At 62.7% G+C, this 18,134-nt stretch carries 16 protein-coding genes and 3 pseudogenes; 6 read left to right on the forward strand and 13 right to left on the reverse strand.

All coding sequences use genetic code 11. The features are described from left to right. From CQ14_RS46490 to CQ14_RS46505, 5 genes and pseudogenes are all read right to left on the reverse strand, one after another. Positions 1-277 (reverse strand): cbb3-type cytochrome c oxidase subunit I (locus CQ14_RS46490; RefSeq protein WP_245320422.1); only part of this gene is annotated, 277 nt, incomplete at both ends. A gap of 1 nt (position 278) precedes the next feature. After that, a pseudogene (locus tag CQ14_RS46495) lies at positions 279-926 on the reverse strand (cbb3-type cytochrome c oxidase subunit I); the annotation flags it as partial. A gap of 494 nt (positions 927-1,420) precedes the next feature. Then, positions 1,421-1,561: a hypothetical protein gene (locus CQ14_RS44695; RefSeq protein WP_199805571.1), complete on the reverse strand. Its 141-nt coding sequence runs from the start codon at positions 1,559-1,561 to the stop codon at positions 1,421-1,423. A gap of 94 nt (positions 1,562-1,655) precedes the next feature. Next, positions 1,656-2,086: pseudogene (locus CQ14_RS46500) on the reverse strand (helix-turn-helix domain-containing protein); the annotation flags it as partial. Between the two features lies 1 nt (position 2,087). After that, positions 2,088-2,404, reverse strand: a pseudogene (locus tag CQ14_RS46505) (Crp/Fnr family transcriptional regulator); the annotation flags it as partial. Positions 2,405-2,547: 143 nt separating this feature from the next. Here CQ14_RS46505 and CQ14_RS19805 point away from each other — a divergent pair. Further along, the gene (locus tag CQ14_RS19805) at positions 2,548-2,865 is read left to right on the forward strand and encodes a c-type cytochrome (protein ID WP_057859530.1); all 318 of its coding nucleotides are present in this window, start codon (positions 2,548-2,550) and stop codon (positions 2,863-2,865) included. A gap of 41 nt (positions 2,866-2,906) precedes the next feature. On the opposite strand, the gene CQ14_RS19810 is transcribed toward CQ14_RS19805, so the two are convergent. The 3 genes from CQ14_RS19810 to CQ14_RS19820 are packed head-to-tail and all read right to left on the reverse strand — an operon-like array spanning position 2,907 to position 5,925. Continuing rightward, a complete protein-coding gene (locus CQ14_RS19810; RefSeq protein WP_057859531.1) occupies positions 2,907-4,010 on the reverse strand; it encodes an ABC-type transport auxiliary lipoprotein family protein in 1,104 nt (367 codons plus the stop codon). A gap of 4 nt (positions 4,011-4,014) precedes the next feature. Further along, positions 4,015-4,788, reverse strand: a complete 774-nt coding sequence (locus CQ14_RS19815) for an ABC transporter ATP-binding protein (RefSeq protein WP_057833864.1) — start codon at positions 4,786-4,788, stop codon at positions 4,015-4,017. Continuing rightward, on the reverse strand, positions 4,789-5,925 hold the full coding sequence (locus CQ14_RS19820; RefSeq protein WP_057859532.1) for an MlaE family ABC transporter permease: 1,137 nt from the start codon (positions 5,923-5,925) through the stop codon (positions 4,789-4,791). Positions 5,926-6,093: 168 nt separating this feature from the next. On the opposite strand from CQ14_RS19820, the gene CQ14_RS19825 reads away from it, so the two are divergent. Genes CQ14_RS19825 through CQ14_RS19845 form a run of 5 tightly spaced genes read left to right on the forward strand, consistent with a single transcriptional unit; the run spans position 6,094 to position 10,801 of the window. Further along, complete coding sequence (locus tag CQ14_RS19825; RefSeq protein ID WP_057859533.1) at positions 6,094-6,369, forward strand: hypothetical protein; 276 nt, start codon at positions 6,094-6,096, stop codon at positions 6,367-6,369. Position 6,370: 1 nt separating this feature from the next. After that, a complete protein-coding gene (locus tag CQ14_RS19830) occupies positions 6,371-6,862 on the forward strand; it encodes a phage holin family protein (RefSeq protein WP_057859534.1) in 492 nt (163 codons plus the stop codon). Positions 6,863-6,912: 50 nt separating this feature from the next. Further along, positions 6,913-7,338, forward strand: a complete 426-nt coding sequence (locus tag CQ14_RS19835; protein WP_057859535.1) for a hypothetical protein — start codon at positions 6,913-6,915, stop codon at positions 7,336-7,338. 2 nt (positions 7,339-7,340) lie between these two features. Then, positions 7,341-9,935: a cation-translocating P-type ATPase gene (locus tag CQ14_RS19840; protein WP_057859536.1), complete on the forward strand. Its 2,595-nt coding sequence runs from the start codon at positions 7,341-7,343 to the stop codon at positions 9,933-9,935. A 26-nt stretch (positions 9,936-9,961) separates the two neighbouring features. Continuing rightward, a complete protein-coding gene (locus CQ14_RS19845) occupies positions 9,962-10,801 on the forward strand; it encodes a universal stress protein (RefSeq protein WP_057859537.1) in 840 nt (279 codons plus the stop codon). Positions 10,802-10,953: 152 nt separating this feature from the next. On the opposite strand, the gene CQ14_RS19850 is transcribed toward CQ14_RS19845, so the two are convergent. The 5 genes from CQ14_RS19850 to CQ14_RS19870 all read right to left on the reverse strand — a co-directional run bounded on the left by CQ14_RS19850 (position 10,954) and on the right by CQ14_RS19870 (position 17,965). Continuing rightward, positions 10,954-11,835 (reverse strand): AraC family transcriptional regulator, encoded by an 882-nt coding sequence (locus tag CQ14_RS19850; protein WP_057859538.1) that lies wholly within the window; start codon positions 11,833-11,835, stop codon positions 10,954-10,956. A gap of 79 nt (positions 11,836-11,914) precedes the next feature. After that, entirely contained in the window at positions 11,915-14,623 is a 2,709-nt protein-coding gene (locus CQ14_RS19855; RefSeq protein WP_057859539.1) for a bifunctional acetate--CoA ligase family protein/GNAT family N-acetyltransferase, read from the reverse strand. A 103-nt stretch (positions 14,624-14,726) separates the two neighbouring features. Beyond that, on the reverse strand, positions 14,727-16,586 hold the full coding sequence (locus CQ14_RS19860; protein WP_057859540.1) for a PHA/PHB synthase family protein: 1,860 nt from the start codon (positions 16,584-16,586) through the stop codon (positions 14,727-14,729). A 13-nt stretch (positions 16,587-16,599) separates the two neighbouring features. Further along, entirely contained in the window at positions 16,600-17,028 is a 429-nt protein-coding gene (locus tag CQ14_RS19865; RefSeq protein WP_156435183.1) for a hypothetical protein, read from the reverse strand. 103 nt (positions 17,029-17,131) lie between these two features. Continuing rightward, positions 17,132-17,965 carry a universal stress protein gene (locus CQ14_RS19870; RefSeq protein ID WP_057859572.1) on the reverse strand — a complete coding sequence of 278 codons (834 nt, stop codon included), beginning with the start codon at positions 17,963-17,965 and terminating at the stop codon, positions 17,132-17,134. Between the last annotated feature and the right edge of the window lie 169 nt (positions 17,966-18,134).

Here is an 18,134-nt window from a genome sequence, read left to right on the forward strand (position 1 = left end):
ATAGGAATAGATCGGCCGATCCGCGCGCTTCGGAATGAAGTAGTACATGATGGCGAGGAAGCCGGCGGTCAGGAAGAAGCCGACGGCGTTATGCCCGTACCACCACTGGAACATAGCGTCCTGGACACCAGCCCAGGCCACGTAGGACTTCGAGCCGAATATCGAGACCGGAACGGCAGGATTGTTGCCGAGATGCAGCACGGCGATCGTGACGATGAAAGCCAGATAGAACCAGTTGGCGACGAAGATATGCGGTTCTTTTCGCTTGATGATGGTCNCAGGAAGACCAGCAGGTAGACCACCCAGACGATCGTCAGCCACAGGTCCGCGTACCATTCCGGCTCGGCATATTCCTTGGATTGGGTGACGCCGAGCAGATAGCCGGTGCCGGCGACGAGAATGAAATAGTTGTAGCCGATGACGACGAACCAGGGGGCCAGATCGCCCGCCAGGCGCACGCGGCAGGTCTTCTGCACGACATAGAGCGAGGATGCGATCAGCACGTTGCCGCCGAAGGCGAAGATGACAGCCGACGTATGCAGCGGCCGCAAGCGGCCGAAGCTGGTCCATGGCAGATCGAAATTAAGGGAGGGCCATGCGAGCTGGGATGCGATCAATAGTCCGACCGCAAATCCCGCGATGCCCCAGATCACCGACATCACGGCCGAGAACTTGATCGGGCCCATGTTGTAGTTGGGCCGGCCGTTGATTTCCTGCGGCAGCAGCGACGGGCGGGCAAAGTAGCGGTTGCCGATAGCAACGACCGCCCAAAGGCTGGCGGCGGACGACAGCGCGGCATGGAATGCAAACGCCGTATCCTGCGCCTTGGCAACGGCCAACAGGCACAAAAACGCGGTTAGCGAAAAGACCATCACCAGACCGGCCTCGCCGTGCGTCATCGATTTTGCGGTTGAAGATTGGGTCATGAGCTAGCTTCTCTTCTGCGGATGCCAGGTCTCACTGATCACACGATCGCGATTGGCAAATTGATCGAAGTCAATTTTCTCGCGGTTTTGCGCAGTTCGAGGAGATGCTGGTTGGGCTGAGAGTGAATTCAGCAACAGGACGGACCAATCGGCAGATAAGCCTGCGTTGCGTTCGCGCGTTCCGGAGATACATCGGCCTTGCTCGGGCGTCGCTTCGCGGCAGAAGCAACCCGTTCGGGCGAAACCCCGCAAAGCTCCGCGCGCGCAATGCCTTTCCGTCCCGACGGATATGCGAACCTGGCGGCCATTGACCGCCATTGGCGACCAATCGCGGCGGTCAATCCTCTCGTATGGGCGTTCATGATTGTCACAACGACCTCGATAATCACGCGCGACAAGAAGCAAGGCCGCGCCCTACCCTTGACGTCCATCAAGCGGGATCGGCAGCCTTGCTGGATCGCGCCCTGTCGGCGCCGGCGATGGAATCGTCGTTATCAGAACGCGCGGCGCTTGGCGGCAGAGGGGTCGGCCAATCGTTTCGTGCGGGTTTGCAGATCACCCCAGAACAGCACCCCGGCAAACAGCACGAACATCGTGACGACGAAGACGGTAACGAGCACTGAATCGGTTGGCATGCGGTCGATCTCCACGTGATGGAGGCAGCATGCACGCGGGCCTCAATCCCGGCTTTGACCAGGATCAAATCCACCGCGATTTACGCAGGATTTCTCATGCCGCTGCCATGGCCGCAGCCCGGCTCGCGTCCAATAAGCGGACGCCACCCGCGACGATGATGAGCATCTTCTCGCGCTCGAACCGGGTGAGCGTCCGGCTCACGGTTTCGATCGTCAGCCCCAGATAATCCGCAATATCCTGCCGACTCATCGGCAGCGCAATGGTCTGGCGCTCGTCGCCGATGTGGACCAGGCGCTTTCGCCAGCCGAGAAGGAAGGATGCAACCTTCTCCTCCGCGGTGCGACGGCCCAGGAGCAGCATCTGCTCCTGTGCCAGCATCAGTTCCCGCGCCGCGAACTCGTTGATCCGAATCAGGAAGTGCGGCCTCTGCTCGATGAAATGCGCGAACACTTCCCTGGAGAAGCGGCATACGGTGAGGGAGTCGACTGCATCCGCCGAGAAGCTGTAGCGATCGGCGGGGGGCGNCCCGGCAGCGCAAAGCCGACGACCTGACGCCGTCCATCCGGCAACAGCTTGTACAGACGCGCGACACCCGCCGTCACGTTGTGGACCGAATGCGCGAGCTGGCCTGCCGTGAACAGCGCCTCGTTGGGAGCGAGATGAACGTGGCGGGCGATCCGCTCGAACTCGGCAAGGTCGGTCTGATCAAGCGCGCCGCAGATGCTGAGCGAGCGAACGGTGCAGGCCGAACAGCGGCCGAAACTTGCCCGGTTGGGAGAAATGGTTCGTATCATTTGCCGCTGTCCGTTCAAGCGCTGGATTGACGCCCACCCCCCGATCATGGCCGACGCTCAGGACCTCGGAGATATAGTTCATTGTAGCTGATACAGCGTGGGCTGGTTGATCCAGGTCAAATTCGCCGACGATTAACCCTTCACAATGGGAGCTAGCTGGAGAATCCATTCGCTACGGAGTTGGAACTACGATGATCGGACGAATCCTGATGCCACTGGCGTTCACGTTGATCTCGTTGGTGCCGGCAGCGGCTGCTTCACCTCAGGAGCAGCGTGGCAAGACCTTCGCGTTGAACAATTGCGCGCGCTGCCATTCGATCGACAAGGTCTCGCCGAGCCCGCTCAAGATCGCGCCGCCCTTCCGGACACTGCACAAGCGCTATCCCGTCGAATCTCTCGGCGAAGCGCTGGCTGAAGGTATTCAGACGGGCCACCCAACCATGCCGGAGTTTCAGCTCGACCCGGACCAGATTGGCGACCTGCTGGCGTATCTGAAGACGCTCGAATAGACGGGCCTCGCCCTCAGGTGAGCTAGCAACGCCTCGCTCGCCTAGTTCACCTGCACCGTCCACGCGATCATGTCCTTCGCGATCCGGCCGAACGCTGCGCTGAACGCAGCAACGGCTTCGGGTGGGGTGACGGAAGCAAACGTCTCGCTTTGCTCGAACAGCCGCGAGGCGACGACCTTGCCATTCTTGTCGACGATCCTCGCCGACAATCCGATCTCGGCGGCCGGTCCCTGTTCGACAGCGATACGGAACCGCCTGACGTCGATCAGTAACTGGAATTCGGTCTGCGCGACGTCGGCCATCCGCAGCGGCGCATGGGCGATGTCGTAGTTCTCAAAGCTTTCGATCAGCCGCGCCTGAATCAGTTTCGGCAGCGCATCGGCCCACATCGCTTCCGCAAATCCCGGATACTCCTGCGCCGGTGAGAACAGGAAGCGTTGCGTCTCCAGCATCGCAACTGCCGTCGGCTCCGGAATCGCCCATTGCACATTGATGACCTTACTCGCCGGTCCCGTATTCTGCAGCGCGGCGAGGTCATAGGTGATCTTTGGGGGCGGACTGGTGACGCCGGTCATCCGTTCGAGGCCGGCGACAATGCCATCGAGCTTGCCGGTATTGCGCGCCAGCCCTTCGGAAAACACCTTGAAGTTCGAGATCGTGTCCTTCAACGCCTCCGAATTCTCCGACAGTACCGTATCCACCTTGCGCAACGCATCCCGCGCCGCCTGCGTCATGCCCTGCCCCGCGCCCGGCTCGGCGACCAATGTCGGCACCGGGCCGCTTTGCGCGACCTGCGCGCCGCCTTCGAGTGCGATCACGGGGACGCCAGTCAGGCCCTGAAATTCCAGGCCGACCTTGGTGTCGGCGCGGACCGGCGTCGATGAAACGACCGAGATGGCGGCATTGACGCCGCGCGGGTTGCCGGGGGCGAGCCCGAGTTCCGTCACCTCGCCGACCCGGATGCCATTGAACAGCACTGCCGCACCAACGAGCAGTCCCGGCACTGAGCCCTCGAACTGCACGCGATAGCTGGAACGTGGGCCAAGCCCGCCCGTATTCTGCAGCCAATAGACGAAGCCGAAGACGGCTATGATAGCCGCCATCACGAAGGCACCGACAATGACGAAAGGAGCGCGGGTTTCCATCTGATTAGCTCGCTCTTGGCTGCAGCATCTGCGAGCGCTTGCCATGGAAATAGGCCCGCACCCAGGGATGCTCGGATTGAAGGAGTTCGTGCATCGGTCCGATGGCGACGATCTTGCCGTCAGCCAGCGCCGCGACGCGGTCGCAGACGGTGTTGAGACTGGCGAGATCATGGGTGACCATGAACACCGTCAGTCCCAGCGTTTTCTGCAATGTCTTGATCAGCGCGTCGAAATCGCCGGCGGCGATCGGATCGAGCCCCGAAGTCGGCTCGTCGAGGAACACGATCGCCGGATCGAGCGCGAGCGCGCGCGCCAACGCCACGCGCTTGGTCATGCCACCGGACAGCTCAGATGGAAACTTGTCGCCGTCCTCCGGCTTTAGCCCGACCATTTCGAGTTTGGCGGTGGCGATCTCGTCCATCAGGCCTTCAGAGAGCACAAGGTTTTCCCGCAACGGAAACTGGATGTTCTGCCGTACCGTGAGCGATGAGAACAGCGCGCCCTGCTGGAACAGGATGCCCCAACGCCCGGCCGCGCTCCGCGTGGCGCGATCATGATTGATCGGCGACCCCATCACCTCGATCTCACCGCCCTGTCTAGGGATCAGCCCGATGATGGTCCGCATCAGCACCGACTTGCCGCCGCCGGACGCGCCGACCAGACCGAGGATTTCGCCCCGGCGTACATCCAGCGCAAGGTGATCGATGACGACATGGCGGCGGAAGCCGACCACGAGATCGCGCACACGAATGGCAAACTGACCTGACGTGCCCTGCATCTACATTCCAATCGAGGCAAAGAACACCGCGAACAGCCCGTCGAGCACGATCACCAGGAAGATCGATTTGACGACCGAGGTGGTGGTCTGTTTGCCGAGCGACTCTGCACTGCCCTTCACCCGCAGGCCCTCGCTGCAGGCGACGATGCCGATCACCAGCGCCATGAACGGCGCCTTGATGATGCCGACCTCGAAATGGGTAACGGAGACGGCGTCATGCAATCGCGCGAGGAAGATCGACGGCCCCATGCCGCCGTAGAACCAGGCCACGAGCCCGCCCCCGTAAAGTGCCGCAATCGCACCGATGAAACTCAGGATTGGCAAGGCGAAAACCAGCGCCAGAATCCGCGGCAGCATCAGGACCTCGATCGGGTCCAGGCCCATGGTCGAAAGCGCGTCGATCTCCTCGCGCATCTTCATCGAACCGAGTTCGGCGGTGTAGGCGCTGCCGGAGCGCCCGGCGACCATGATGGCCACGATAAGCACGCCGAGCTCTCGCAGCACGAGAATTCCGACCATGTCGACGACGTAGGAATCCGCTCCGAACTTGCGAAAATGAAAGATGCCCTGCTGGGCGATGATGGCGCCGATCAAAAAGGTGATCAGGACGACGATAGGAATCGCCTGCCAGCCGACGCGATAGAGCTGGTAGGTCAGGGATGTCAGCCGCAACGACCGTGGCCGGCGCAGGATGCCCACAAGAGCCATGCATAGCGAGCCCAGCATCTGCAGGAATGCCGCGATGTCTTCGCTCGCGCCAATGGTGGCGCGGCCGATGCCGTCAAGTTTCGCCACGACCGGATTGCGTGCCGGGATCGGGCGCGGCGTTCGACGATTGACCTGGCGAACCTCGTCGATCAAGCCGCTGTATCTATCGTCCATGCCGATGACGTCGGCGCGATGACCGGCAGACGTGACCCGCCGCGACATCTTTTCCAGCAACCAGGCGCCGAGCGTATCGAGTTCGCGCATGCCGGCCATATCAACCTTGAGCGCAGCAGCCCGGTCGAGTTGCGGCACGACGTCACTGGACAGTCGTTCGAGTGTCGCCGCATTTGCAGCCGTCCACGAGCCGGCCGGATGCAGTTCGAGCGCATCGCCCGATGACGTGGCTGTGAGCACAGGTGCGACCACCAATGATGTTCCTTAAGCTGTTTGCTTCCTTTTTGTAGGTCGCGAGCGCGCAGCCATATTGACCTGCCTCAAGGCACCGGATGCGACATGAGGATCGTGGTTGACCCAAATCAAATGCCGCTATCGCCGTCTCATCTAGGATTTGACAATCAAAGATAACGAGCAAGCGCGATGTTCAGATCAGGCAGTTTGGGTGACGAGCTATTGACGCTCAAGGACGAGATGTCGCGCTTCCTGAATATGCCTGCCGACGACATGTTCGGTGCCGCGAAAGGCCACGCCGAAGCGCTGGGCGAACAGGTCAAGGACGTGCTGAGCGAATTCGCCGAGACCCTGAGTGAGGAAGAAGAGCACATCGAGACGCTGATCGCGGAACGACCGATTGCGGCGCTGGCATCCGCCTTCGCGCTCGGCGTCGCGATCGGCTTCATGCTGAGGAGACATTGACGTGAACAGCGAGAACGTCGTCAAGCAGTTGCGTGCGCTCTGGCGTACCGATCGTATCATTGCGGAAATCCGGATGCGGCACATGCTGGTCGGGCTCGGCCTGCGGGCGTTCGCGGCGCTGATCGCGGCCTTCGGCCTGCTGATGCTGGAGTTGTCGGCTTACTTCGCGCTGGTGCAGATCTGGAGCGCGATTTCCGCAGCCGCGATTCTCGGTCTCATCAATTTCCTGATCGCGGCCGTCTTGTTCGTGGTTGGCGGAAGGCCGCCGGCCGGCCGCGAGCTCGAACTGGCTACCGAAATTCACGGCTCGGCAATCGAGGCGTTGCAGAACGAGGCCCGCGCAGTGCAATCGCAATTCACCGGCATGATGCACCATCCCCTGAACAGCGTGCTGCCGACGGTGCTGGTGCCGCTGATGGCGATCATCGCCAGGAGCCTGAAGAAATCCAGAGCGACCGCCCCTGCTGCGAAAGCCACGGCAGAGTCGAGCTGACCGCGGCGGTGTTCACCGCCTCATGCCAGAGAACCAAGGAGCCATCCGAGATGTCCAAGACGAGATCCAAGTCCCAGCCAAAGCCGATCCTGAACGCTTCCTTGCCACCGCAGTTCCGGCAATTCCGTCTGGCGCTGGCCCGCGAGCCCGGACACCCCGAAGGCGACGCAGATGTGGCTTATATCATCGTGGCACCGCTGGATTCGGCGGACCGTATCGATGCGGGACTGTGGCGCGAGCATCGGGATGCCTGCCGGGTCGTGCGCCAGCGCCCGGACCAGCGGGACAAGCATGGCCACCTGGTTCACCGCCCCGGCGGCGGCTGGGCCTTCCACTATGACGATGACGAGACCAGTCTGCCTGACGAAGTCGGCTATCACTTCGCGGACGAGCGCTTCGTCGTGGGCGAGTATGTCTCGCTCAACGAAGGTGGCAAGATGCACACCTATCGGGTGACAACGATATCGTATCTCTGACGATGAAACCGCTTTCCGGCCTTCGTGAAGCCGAGGCGGCGGCGCGACTGCAGGCCGAGGGGCACAACGAACTTCCCCAACCCGACCGACGCACGCCGTTTCGAATAGTGGTCGAGGTGCTGCGCGAGCCGATGCTCGCGTTGCTGCTGATCGGCGGCCTGGTCTATCTCGCACTGGGCGACCTGAAAGAGGCGATCATCCTGGCCGCCTTCGCGACGATGTCGATCGCGATCACCGTGGTGCAGGAAACGCGAACCGAGCGCGTGCTGGAAGCGCTGCGGGACCTGACGAGCCCCCGCGCGCTCGTCATCCGCGACGGAGAACGCAAGCGGATTGCCGGCCGCGACGTTGTGCGGGGCGACCTCATCGTTCTTTCCGAGGGCGATCGGGTGCCTGCCGACGCCGTTCTCCTGCAATGCAACGATCTGCAGGCCGACGAGTCGACCCTGACAGGCGAATCCGTGCCGGTTCGCAAGGTCGCATGGGACGACCGCACCGGGTCTGGACCACACCGTCCGGGCGGCGACGACCTGCCGCAGATCTTCTCCGGCTCGCTGGTGGTGCGGGGCTCCGGGCTGGCGGAAGTAACGGCTGTCGGTACGCAAAGCGAGATCGGCAAGATCGGTCTGTCACTGGTCAAGCTCGAGACCGAGCCGCCCCGCCTGCAGGCGCAAACCCGGCGCGCCGTCACACTGTTCGCCGTGCTCGGCGGCGGCGTGAGCCTGCTTGCGGTTCTGCTCTACGGACTGATGCGAGGCGGGTGGCTGGATGCGGTGCTAGCTGGCATTGCGCTCGGAATGTCGATGCTCCCGGAGGAATTTCCTGTCGTCCTGACCGTCTTCATGGCCATGGGCGCCTGGCGAATTTCACTGGCGCGCGTGCTGACGCGGCGCGCAGCGGCGATCGAGACGCTGGGCTCGGCCACCGTGCTGTGTACCGACAAGACGGGCACCCTGACCGAGAACCGGATGACGATCGTCGAACTGAGGCTGAAGGACGAGACCATTCTTCGTCCCGCTGACGATCGGGAAATGCCGGCAGCATTCCGGACATTGTGCAAGTTCGGCCTGCTCGCGAGCGCTCCGGAGCCGTACGATCCGATGGAGCGGGCATTCCACGCGCTCGCGCGCGAGCGGTTGACGGAGGCTTCGTATCAGCACCCGAACTGGAAGCTCGTTCACGCCTATGGTCTTCGCCCCGACCTGCTCGCCGTGACGCATATCTGGCAGGCTGATAGCTCTCGGCAGGAGTACGTCGTCGCCGCCAAGGGCGCACCGGAAGCAATCGCCGCTCTTTGCAAGCTGAACGCCATGGATCGCACTGCGCTGACGCAATCTATCGATGCGATGGCTGCCAGCGGTCTGCGCGTGTTGGGCGTCGCGCGCGCCACGCATATTGGCTCGGCCTGGCCGATTTCACCGCGTGAACTGGCGTTTGAGTTCCTGGGGCTGGTCGGCCTCGCCGATCCACTGCGGCCCAGCGTGATCGAGGCCGTTCGTGAATGCCAGTCGGCTGGTATCAAGGCCGTGATGATCACCGGCGATTACCCCGCAACCGCAAAGGCGATCGCCCATCAGGCCGGGCTTGCACGCGGTGAACTCATCACCGGCGCCCAGCTCGGGAAACTGAGCGAGGCGGAGTTGGCAACGCAGGTGGAGACGGCTAGCGTTTTCGCCCGGATCATGCCGGAGCAGAAGTTGCGTATTGTCAATGCCTACAAGGGCAATGGCGAGGTCGTCGCGATGACCGGCGATGGCGTCAACGATGCACCTTCCCTGAAGGCGGCCCATATCGGCATCGCCATGGGCGGCCGCGGAACCGACGTGGCGCGCGAAGCCTCAGCCATCGTGCTTCTCGACGACGATTTCGGTTCGATCGTCAAGGCGATCCGCCTCGGCCGGCGCATCTACGACAATTTGCGCAAGGCCATGAGCTTCATTCTGGCGGTTCATGTACCCATCGCAGGTCTGGCGCTGCTGCCATTGCTGTTCGGCACCCCGCTCCTGCTCGGGCCCATTCATATTGCCTTCCTCGAAATGGTCATCGATCCCGTCTGCTCGCTGGTGTTCGAGGCCGAGACCGAGGAAGAAGATGTCATGCAGCGGCCCCCGCGCGCGCCCGATGAATCGCTGTTCTCGTGGGCGCTGATCGGCTGGAGCATGTTGCAGGGCACGGTTGCGTTCGTGCTCGTGGCCGCCATCTACGTCATGGCCCTACGCTCGGGCATGCCGGTGCCGGAAGTGCGCGCGCTGACGTTCTTCTCGCTCGTCGTGGTGATCGTCAGCCTGATCCTGGTCAACCGCTCCTTCAGTCCCTCGCTGCTGACGGCGTTTCGCCGGCAAAACCGGACCTTGGCCGCGGTGCTGGCCGCGGTTGCCGCCATTTCGGCTCTCACGCTGCTTTGGCCCGCAGCAAGCAAGCTATTTACGTTCGGCCCGCTGCACGCCGATGACATCGCCGTGACGCTCGGCGCCGGATTGATGGCGCTGATCATCCTGGAGATGCTCAAACCGGTGCTGCGCCCACGGCTGCAATCCCAGAACCGGAAAACCCAGCCCCTTGCGCTGGATCAAACGGGTAAATCCGCGGGACGATAGGTTGTCTTCCGTAAGAGGAGAATCCCATGGCGTTCAAGGACATATTGCTGACACTGACGAGTTATCCCGAGCCGACCCCCGTCGCAGTCATGGAGGAGGCAGTCTCCATTGCCGCAAGCCTCGGCGCTCATCTGGCCGCCGTCGCATGCGAGGTGCATGTCGAAATACCCGGACATTTTCTTTCCGGCTCGATTGCGAATGTTCCCGGGCTTATTGCCGGCGAAGCCGAAAAGAGCCGCAAGAATGCCAAGGACATACTGGCTGCTTTCGACGCCGCTGCGAACAAGGCCGGCATTCTTCACGAGACCTATCTCGAGCGATGCCCGACCTACGCTGTACCGGACATGCTGGTCGACTACGCAAGGCTGCGCGATCTCACCATTGTCCCCGTGCCGGAAAATAGCGACCAGTGGTATGCCGAGCAGGTGATATTCGGATCCGGTCGGCCGACTCTTGTTCTGCCCGAGGCCCCTCACCCCCGTCCCTTCCAGCTCGGAACGGTTGCGGTTGCCTGGGATTTCAGCCGCGCTGCCGCCCGCGCGGTTTCGGATGCGCTGCCGCTGCTGGAAAAGGCGAAGAAGGTGCGCGTCGTAACCGTCACCAACGAGAAGAAGCTCGACAACAAGCATTCGGCCGAAGAGCTGGCAAAGAACCTGGCCCGCCACGGCATCGATGTGGTGCTGGACAAAGTCGACGCCGCGGGGCGGGAGATCGGCGAGGTTTTGGAAGCCTACACGGTTTCGCAGAAGATCGACGTCCTCGTGATGGGGGCCTACGGGACCCCGCGTTGGCGCGAGTTTCTCCTGGGTGGCGCCACCCAGAGCCTGCTGTCAAAGCCGCCCCTTCCGATCATGTTCTCGCATTGACGCTCAATCGTCGCACGTGTGCGGCGTCATCGCGCCGCCGTGGGGAGCTCAAGCAACGATTAGGCCGTGAACTCGTAAAGACCGAGATTGGGTGGATAGCGGCCTGTCCGTTTCTTGCGATCGGAAGGGACAGGCCGCCGTCAGAGAAGGCGCTATTTCAGCGGTAAAAACAGTTCCGCGACCGCCTCATGCTCCGGCACCTCCGGGAAGAAGCTCAGCCGCTGGCAATAGATCGGAAAGTCGCGTGCTTCCTCGCCGCTTGCCGGAAGCCACTCGCGATAAAGGTAGAGCGCGGCGGGCTCCAGATTGTCGGTGTTGCCAACGACACGCAGCACCGCGCAGCGTCCGCCAGGGATCTCGCCGGCTTTGATCTGCTCGCCGTTCGCCTCGATCGGTTGGTCGGTCCCGACACAAAGGTCCACGCTGTAATCGGCAGGCGACGCGGGACGCCGCTCGGAACGCCAGACATTGAAGGTCGGACTTGTCTTGGGGTGCAGGCCAGCGGCCTTGCGCCACGCGATGAACCGCTGGATGGAGGCGCCGAGCGTCGCCGGGTCGCCCCGATGCTCCATGATCGCCACCAGTGTGGGGGGCACATCGCGGATCGTCACGTCGTCAGTCGTAAAAGTCTTCTGCATGAGCTTGCTCCTCGCGTTGTCGAAAGGCCCGAAGGCCGCAAGCCACGGCTCCCAGTCGGGAGAATTCCGGAACGACGAAGGCGATTGCCCGAACCGTTGCCGAAAGGCGCGGGCGAAGGCATCGGGTGCATCGTAGCCGGCATCCATCGCTATGTCCGTGACGCTTTGGGCATCCCCGTAGGCCAGCCGGTATGAAGCGCGCTTCATGCGGGCGAGCTGGATATAACGATGCACGGACAGCCCGAAGGTCGCCGTGAATTGCCGGTGGAAATGATATTTCGAGTAGGCTGCGACGCTGCTCAGCGCGTCCAGGTCCAGATCGTCATCCAGATGCCGGTCTATGTGATCCAGCACCCGCTGCATCCGGGCATGGTAGTCTTGAAGCGCCGCCTTCATCGTTCTGTCCTCCGTGGCGGCACCAGCTAAGCGCACGCAGGCATCGCGCGCTCGACCGATCTTGCGGTTTTGTCACGGGTTATGAGTTTCCGGCCTGGAGCGCCAGCCTGACATTGCAGATGTCGTGCTCGACCGGGTCCGTCTTCACCTCGAAGCCGAGGCTGCGGCACATCGCCAGCATGACCGTATTCTCGGCGAGCACGTCGCCGGAGATGGCTTTCAGGCCTTCCGACTTCGCGTATTCGATGATCAGCTGCATCAATACCCAGCCGAGGCCCCTGCCCTTGAGGTCCGAGCGCAACAGGATTGCGTATTCGCCGCTCTCGTAAATCGAGTCGGAATGGATCCTGACGACGCCGACGAGTTCATTCGTCGCCTCGTCGAAGGCGACAAAGGCCATCGCCCGGGCGTAGTCGAGCTGGGTCAGTCGGGCAATGAACTCATGGGAAAATTCCTTCATCGGCGCGAAAAATCGCAGCCGCAGATCGTGCATAGTGACATGCTTCAACATCTCGTGGATCAGCGGTTCGTCCTCGGGCCGGATCGGACGAACGAAGACGCGCCAGCCGTCCTTGACCTCGATGTGGCGCTGCCATTGCGACGGGTACGGCCGCACGGCGAAATTCGCAGGGCCGGAACCGCGGAACTTGCGCCCGACCCGTCCGATCGCGACGCGTGCGTCGACGGCGAGCACGCCGGCTTCATCGGCCAGCAGCGGGTTGATATCGAGCCCGCGGATTTCGGGAATGTCGGCGGCCATCTGCGCGAGCTTGACCAGGACCATCGCGACCGCGTCCTGCTTCACCGCCGGCACGTCGCGATAGGCGCGGAGCAGCCGGGAGACGCGGGTGCGCTCGATCAGGCTGCGCGCCAGTTGCAGGTCGAGCGGCGGCAGCGCCAGCGCCTTGTCGTTGATGATCTCGACCGCCGTGCCGCCGCGGCCGAACACGACGACGGTACCGAAGGTCGGATCGTCGGCAAGGCCGAGAATGAGTTCGCGCGCCTTCGCCCGCACCACCATCGCCTGTACCATCACGCCCGAAATCCGTGCCTCTGGTCGCAGCGCCCGTGCTCGCGCCAGAATCTCGCTGGTTGCCTTGCGCACGGCATCGGCGCTGGTGAGGTTGAGCACGACGCCGCCGACGTCGGATTTATGGACGATGTCGCGCGACATGATCTTGAGCACGACCGTCGAGCCCTGCGCGAAGATTACATTCGCATGCGCGACCGCCTCCTCGGCATCAACGGCGGCGAAGGTCGGCACGGACGCAATATCGTAGGCGTCAAGGAGCTGCTTGACCTCGATCGGATCGAGCCAGGAGCGGTCATCGGCCAATGCCGCGGTCACGATCTTTCGTGCCGCATCCACGTCCGGCGCAAAGTCGCTCGGCATCGCCGGCGGAACCTGCGTCAGCGTCTCCACGAGCTCGCGATGCCGGACCAGGTGCATGAAGCCGCGCACCGCGTCGTCCTCGGTCGGATAGTTCGGAATACCGGCATCGCTGAGCAAGTTGCCGATCGACGGTTCCGCACCGACCCAGACCGCAAGCACCGGTTTGGGCCGCATACGGCGTTCGGCGCGGTATTTTTGGACAACGCCGGTCACGGTCGCGGCGATCTCATCGGCGCGCGCAATTGCCGTCTGCACATTCATCACCAGCACGGCGTCATTGCTCGTATCGGCCAGCAACGCCTCCAATGCGACGGCGTAACGCTCGGCATCGGCGTCGCCGACGACATCGACCGGATTGGACTTCGACCAGGTCGGAGGCAATACCGCGTCAAGCCGCCCGCGCGTCTCCGGCGAGAGCTGGGCGGAGATGCCGCCGAGTTCGGCCAGCCGGTCGATGGCGAGCACACCGATGCCGCCGCCATTGGTCAGGATTGCCAGCCGCTTGCCGGGCGGCGATTTGAGTCGCCCGAGCGTTTCCGCGCAATCGAACAACTCGCGAAGGTCGGAGACGCGCAGCACGCCGGCGCGCTGAAATGCGGCATCGTAGACGGCGTCCGCCCCGGCCAATGCGCCGGTATGGGTTGCCGCCGCCCGCGCGCCTTGCGCCATCCGCCCCGATTTGACAACGACGACGGGTTTGACCCGCGCCGCGGCGCGTGCCGCGGACATGAACTTGCGGGCATCCTTGATCGCCTCGATGTAAAGCAGGATGGCGTGGGTTTTCTCATCCAGCGCGAAGTAATCGAGCAGATCGGCGATGTCGACATCGAGCTGGTCGCCAATCGAAACGATGCCGGAAAAGCCGACGGACCGCTGCGCCGCCCAGTCCACCATGCCCGTGGCGATGGCCCCGGATTGCGAGATCAGCGCCAGATGTCCCGCCACCGGCATATGCGCCGAAAAGCTGGCATTGAGACTGACGCCCGGCATCATGATGCCCAGGCAATTCGGGCCGATCAGCCGCATCCCGTATTTTTGCGCTGCCCGTTCCGCGGCCTCCGCCAGCGAACCCGGACCATGGCCGAGCCCGGCACTGACAATGACCGCGCCTGCTGCGCCACGGCGGCCCGCTTCATCGATCAGGCCCGCGATGGTGCGGGCCGGCGAAGTGAGGACAACGAGTTCCGGTGCAAACGACAGTTTTGCAATGCTGTCGACGGTCGCGACACCATCGATCTCGTGATAGCGCGGATTGACGAGGCCGAATTCGCCTTTGAATTGAGCTTTACGAATATTGTTGAGAATGGCGCGGCCGACCGAACCCTGGCGCGGACTGGCCCCGACCAGCGCGACGGAATGCGGCGAAAGCAGATTGCTCAGACGATAGGTGGACATCGTGCTCCAGTGTCGGTAGGTCGCTGCCCTTCGCGCGGCAGGTTAACCCGGAACGGTCGCAGCGTGATGACAAATCGCATTCGGCCTGGCGACTGCACCCGCATCAATGGCGAACGTAGTCACCGGGCGCCTCGGGCAAGTGCGCTGCCTGCGCGGCGTCGGTGCCCATGCGCGGCGGCTCGGATGGCTCGCCGGATCGTCCGGCGAGCCACCTGGTCCATTCGGGCCACCACGATCCTTCGACCGCCGGCACCATGGTCCGCCATTCATCGGGACCGACATATCTGGCATCCGCTGGCTTGGTCTTGATGCGGTACGTATGCCCCTCTTCGCCAGGAGGAGCCACGATTCCTGCATTATGGCCGCCGCTTGCGAGAACAAAAGTCACATCGGCATCGACCTGATAGTGGATCTTGTAGACGGACCTCCACGGCGCAACGTGATCGCGAACGGTGCCCACCACGAACATCGGCGTGTGTATGTCCGACAGCGAGATCGGTTTGCCTTCGACGAGGTATCGTCCGCCCGCAAGGTCATTGTTGAGAAACAGTTTGCGCAGATATTCCGAATGCATCCGATATGGCAGGCGGGTGGCATCGGCATTCCAGGCCATCAGGTCGCTTGGCGCGGCCCGCTCCCCCATCAAATAGTCCCGCGTCAGCCGCGACCAGATCAGATCGTTGGAGCGAAGCAACTGGAATGCGCCGGCCATCTGCGTGGTATCGAGCACGCCGCGCTCCCACATCATGTCTTCGAGGAACGCGACCTGGCTCTCGTTGATGAACAATGTCAGTTCACCGGCCTCAGTGAAGTCGGTTTGCGCAGCCAGCAGGCTGATCGACTTCAGCCGCTCGTCGCCGGCGCGCGCCATGGTGGCGGCAGCGATCGCCAGCAGCGTCCCGCCGAGGCAATAACCCAACGCTTGCACTTGCCGACCCGGCACAATACCGGCGATCGCATCGAGCGCCGCCTCAACACCCAGCCTTCTATAGTCGTCAAAAGCGATGTCGCGATCACCGGCCTCCGGATTGCGCCACGAGATCATGAAGACCGTGAAGCCTTCGCCGGTGAGATATTTGACCAGCGAGTTCTGCGGCGACAGATCGAGAATGTAGTATTTCATGATCCAGGCCGGCACGATCAGAACCGGTTCCGGGTGCACCTTGTCGGTGGTCGGATAATACTGGATCAACTCGATCAGCTCGTTGCGGAAAACGACTTTGCCGCGCGACGTGGCGACGGTTTCGCCGACGACAAACTCCCCTGTTGTGACCGGGCCGAGGCCCGCCGACACCAGGCGTGTCCAGTCGCTCCAGAAATTCTGCCAGCCGCGCAGGAAATTGCCACCGCCGCTCTCCAGCATTCGCCGCAGCACTTCCGGATTGGTCGCGGCGAAATTGGAGGGTGACATCACGTCCAGCATTTGACGAACCGAGAACTCGACGATTGCCTCGTTCTGCTTCGAGACGCCGCGCATGCCCGTGGTTGCGTTGTGCCACCATTGTTCGCCGAGCAGAAAGGCCTGGGCCATCAGATTGAACGGTGCCAGTTCCCACTCTGGCCGGCCGAAGCGCTTGTCCTGCGGCTGGGGCTTGATCAGCGACCACGGCCCCTGCCCAGGCGAGAAGAAACGCTGCGACGCGTCGAACAAGCGCCTGGTGTCGAGCAAGGCTTCCTGCGCGATCTCGATCTGCCGCTGCGGCGCTGCGGCCAGGTGCAATAGCCAGTCCATATAGGCCAGCGACAGTGCAGCTGGTGAAATGCCGCCGCTGAGGCGTGCCAGCATGGCATGCAAGGCACGGTCGGCTTGATATGTCTCTGTGCTGTCGGCACCTGCCATCAGCTCTGAAAGCTGCGGTTCGACCGCTGCAGCCGCCCGCCGGCCATCGCTCTGCTCCGCTGAACGGGGATGAAGCGGCAAGACGGCGACTTCCGCCGTCGGCAGGGTCGATTTCCGGTCCATGCTGCCTGACCGATCAGTTCAGAGAGCGGCCATTGATCAAGTTCGACGTGGCCGCGATCATCCGCTCGCCATGTTTGAACAGCCGGGCGGAGTCGCGGCGGAAGAAGTCGAGCTGATGCTGGCCGCATTCCTGGCACATCGTCTGGATGTCCTTTACGGAATGCGCGGCGGCCATTTTCGCGACAAACTCCGTGCACAGATGCATCTCGGTTCGCGTTCGCTCCAGCATCTCATCGCCGAGAAACACCCATTCCTCGAACATCATCTTCTGCGCACCGAGCATGAACTCCAACGCGCCCTGGTTCAGCTTGGTGGCTTCCGCTTCCGCATTTGTAACTGCCGGGAAGGAACCGGAAGCGGCCCGCTCAGACAGCTCTGCCATGACAATCTCCGATCTCTGAATTTCCGCCGAAACGATATTGACCGGCTTCGGGCCGATCATTGAGGTGCATCAAACTGGCGTCATTGCGACGCCAGCCGCAGCCGGATGACATGCGCCAGGGAACTCACGCGGACAAAAGGTCACAGCCTGTTCCCGTCCGATATCAGTGCGACATCAACACCGGCACGGTCATGCTGTCGAACATGCTGCGCGTGACGCCACCCAGAATTCGCTCCTGCAATCGCGAATGGCCATACCCACCCATTACCAGGAGACCCATATTGCTTTCGGCCGCGATCGACAGAATGGCGCCCTGGACATTGCCGCGGTCCGCCGTCAGCCGTTGCACCCGGGCCGCGATGCCGCGCCGCCCCAAATGCGCGGCGAGTTGGTCCGATACGGCTTCGCCCGCTTCCTCATTGACCGCAATCACGGTCACGGCGTTCGCGCCCATCAAAAACGGCATGGCATCGCGCAATGCGCGGGCCGCAAGGCGGCTGCCGTCCCAGGCGATCCCGACGTGATGGGCGTCGAGTGGTCCCTTGTGGATATAGGGAACCATCAGCATCGGTCCGCCGGAATTGAACAGAATTTGCTGCGGAATCTCATTGTCGTAGCTGGCTACCGAGGGATCGGGCTGCAGCACGATCGTCATGTCGTAAAGGCGGGCAAGCGCGCTGATGGTCTGCCCGGCCTCGGCGGGAATTGCCGCAAGGGTCCTGACGCCGTAGGCGATCTTGGCGAGCTTGGCCTCGATCTCGAACACGGCGATCGCCGCGTTCGCCCTTTCCTGGGCGCGCTCCAATTCGGCCCCCATGACGGCGGCGACGGCGGCACCGCCGCCCTCCACCATCAATCCGGCGTTGCCCATCGTTTCATAGCCGATGGCCACGGCATCGAGATGCGACCGGCGCGCAATGGTCAGGGCAACTGCGACGTCGATGACTGGCCTCACCTGACGCTCGGAGGGAATATGAACCAGAATGTTCCTGAACATCGCCATTCTCCCACACATTCGCGGGGGCGCTGACGGCCCCCGTCCCGATTATGCCAGTAAAGATAGACGATGGACGGACGACCGAGGTTGACCCACATCAAGCTCGAATTCGATGGCATCCTTGTACGCTGGAAAGCGAATGCGAGGGCTGCGCGCAGCGGTAATGTAT

Source organism: Bradyrhizobium lablabi (genome assembly GCF_001440475.1).
GTDB classification, from domain to species: domain Bacteria; phylum Pseudomonadota; class Alphaproteobacteria; order Rhizobiales; family Xanthobacteraceae; genus Bradyrhizobium; species Bradyrhizobium lablabi.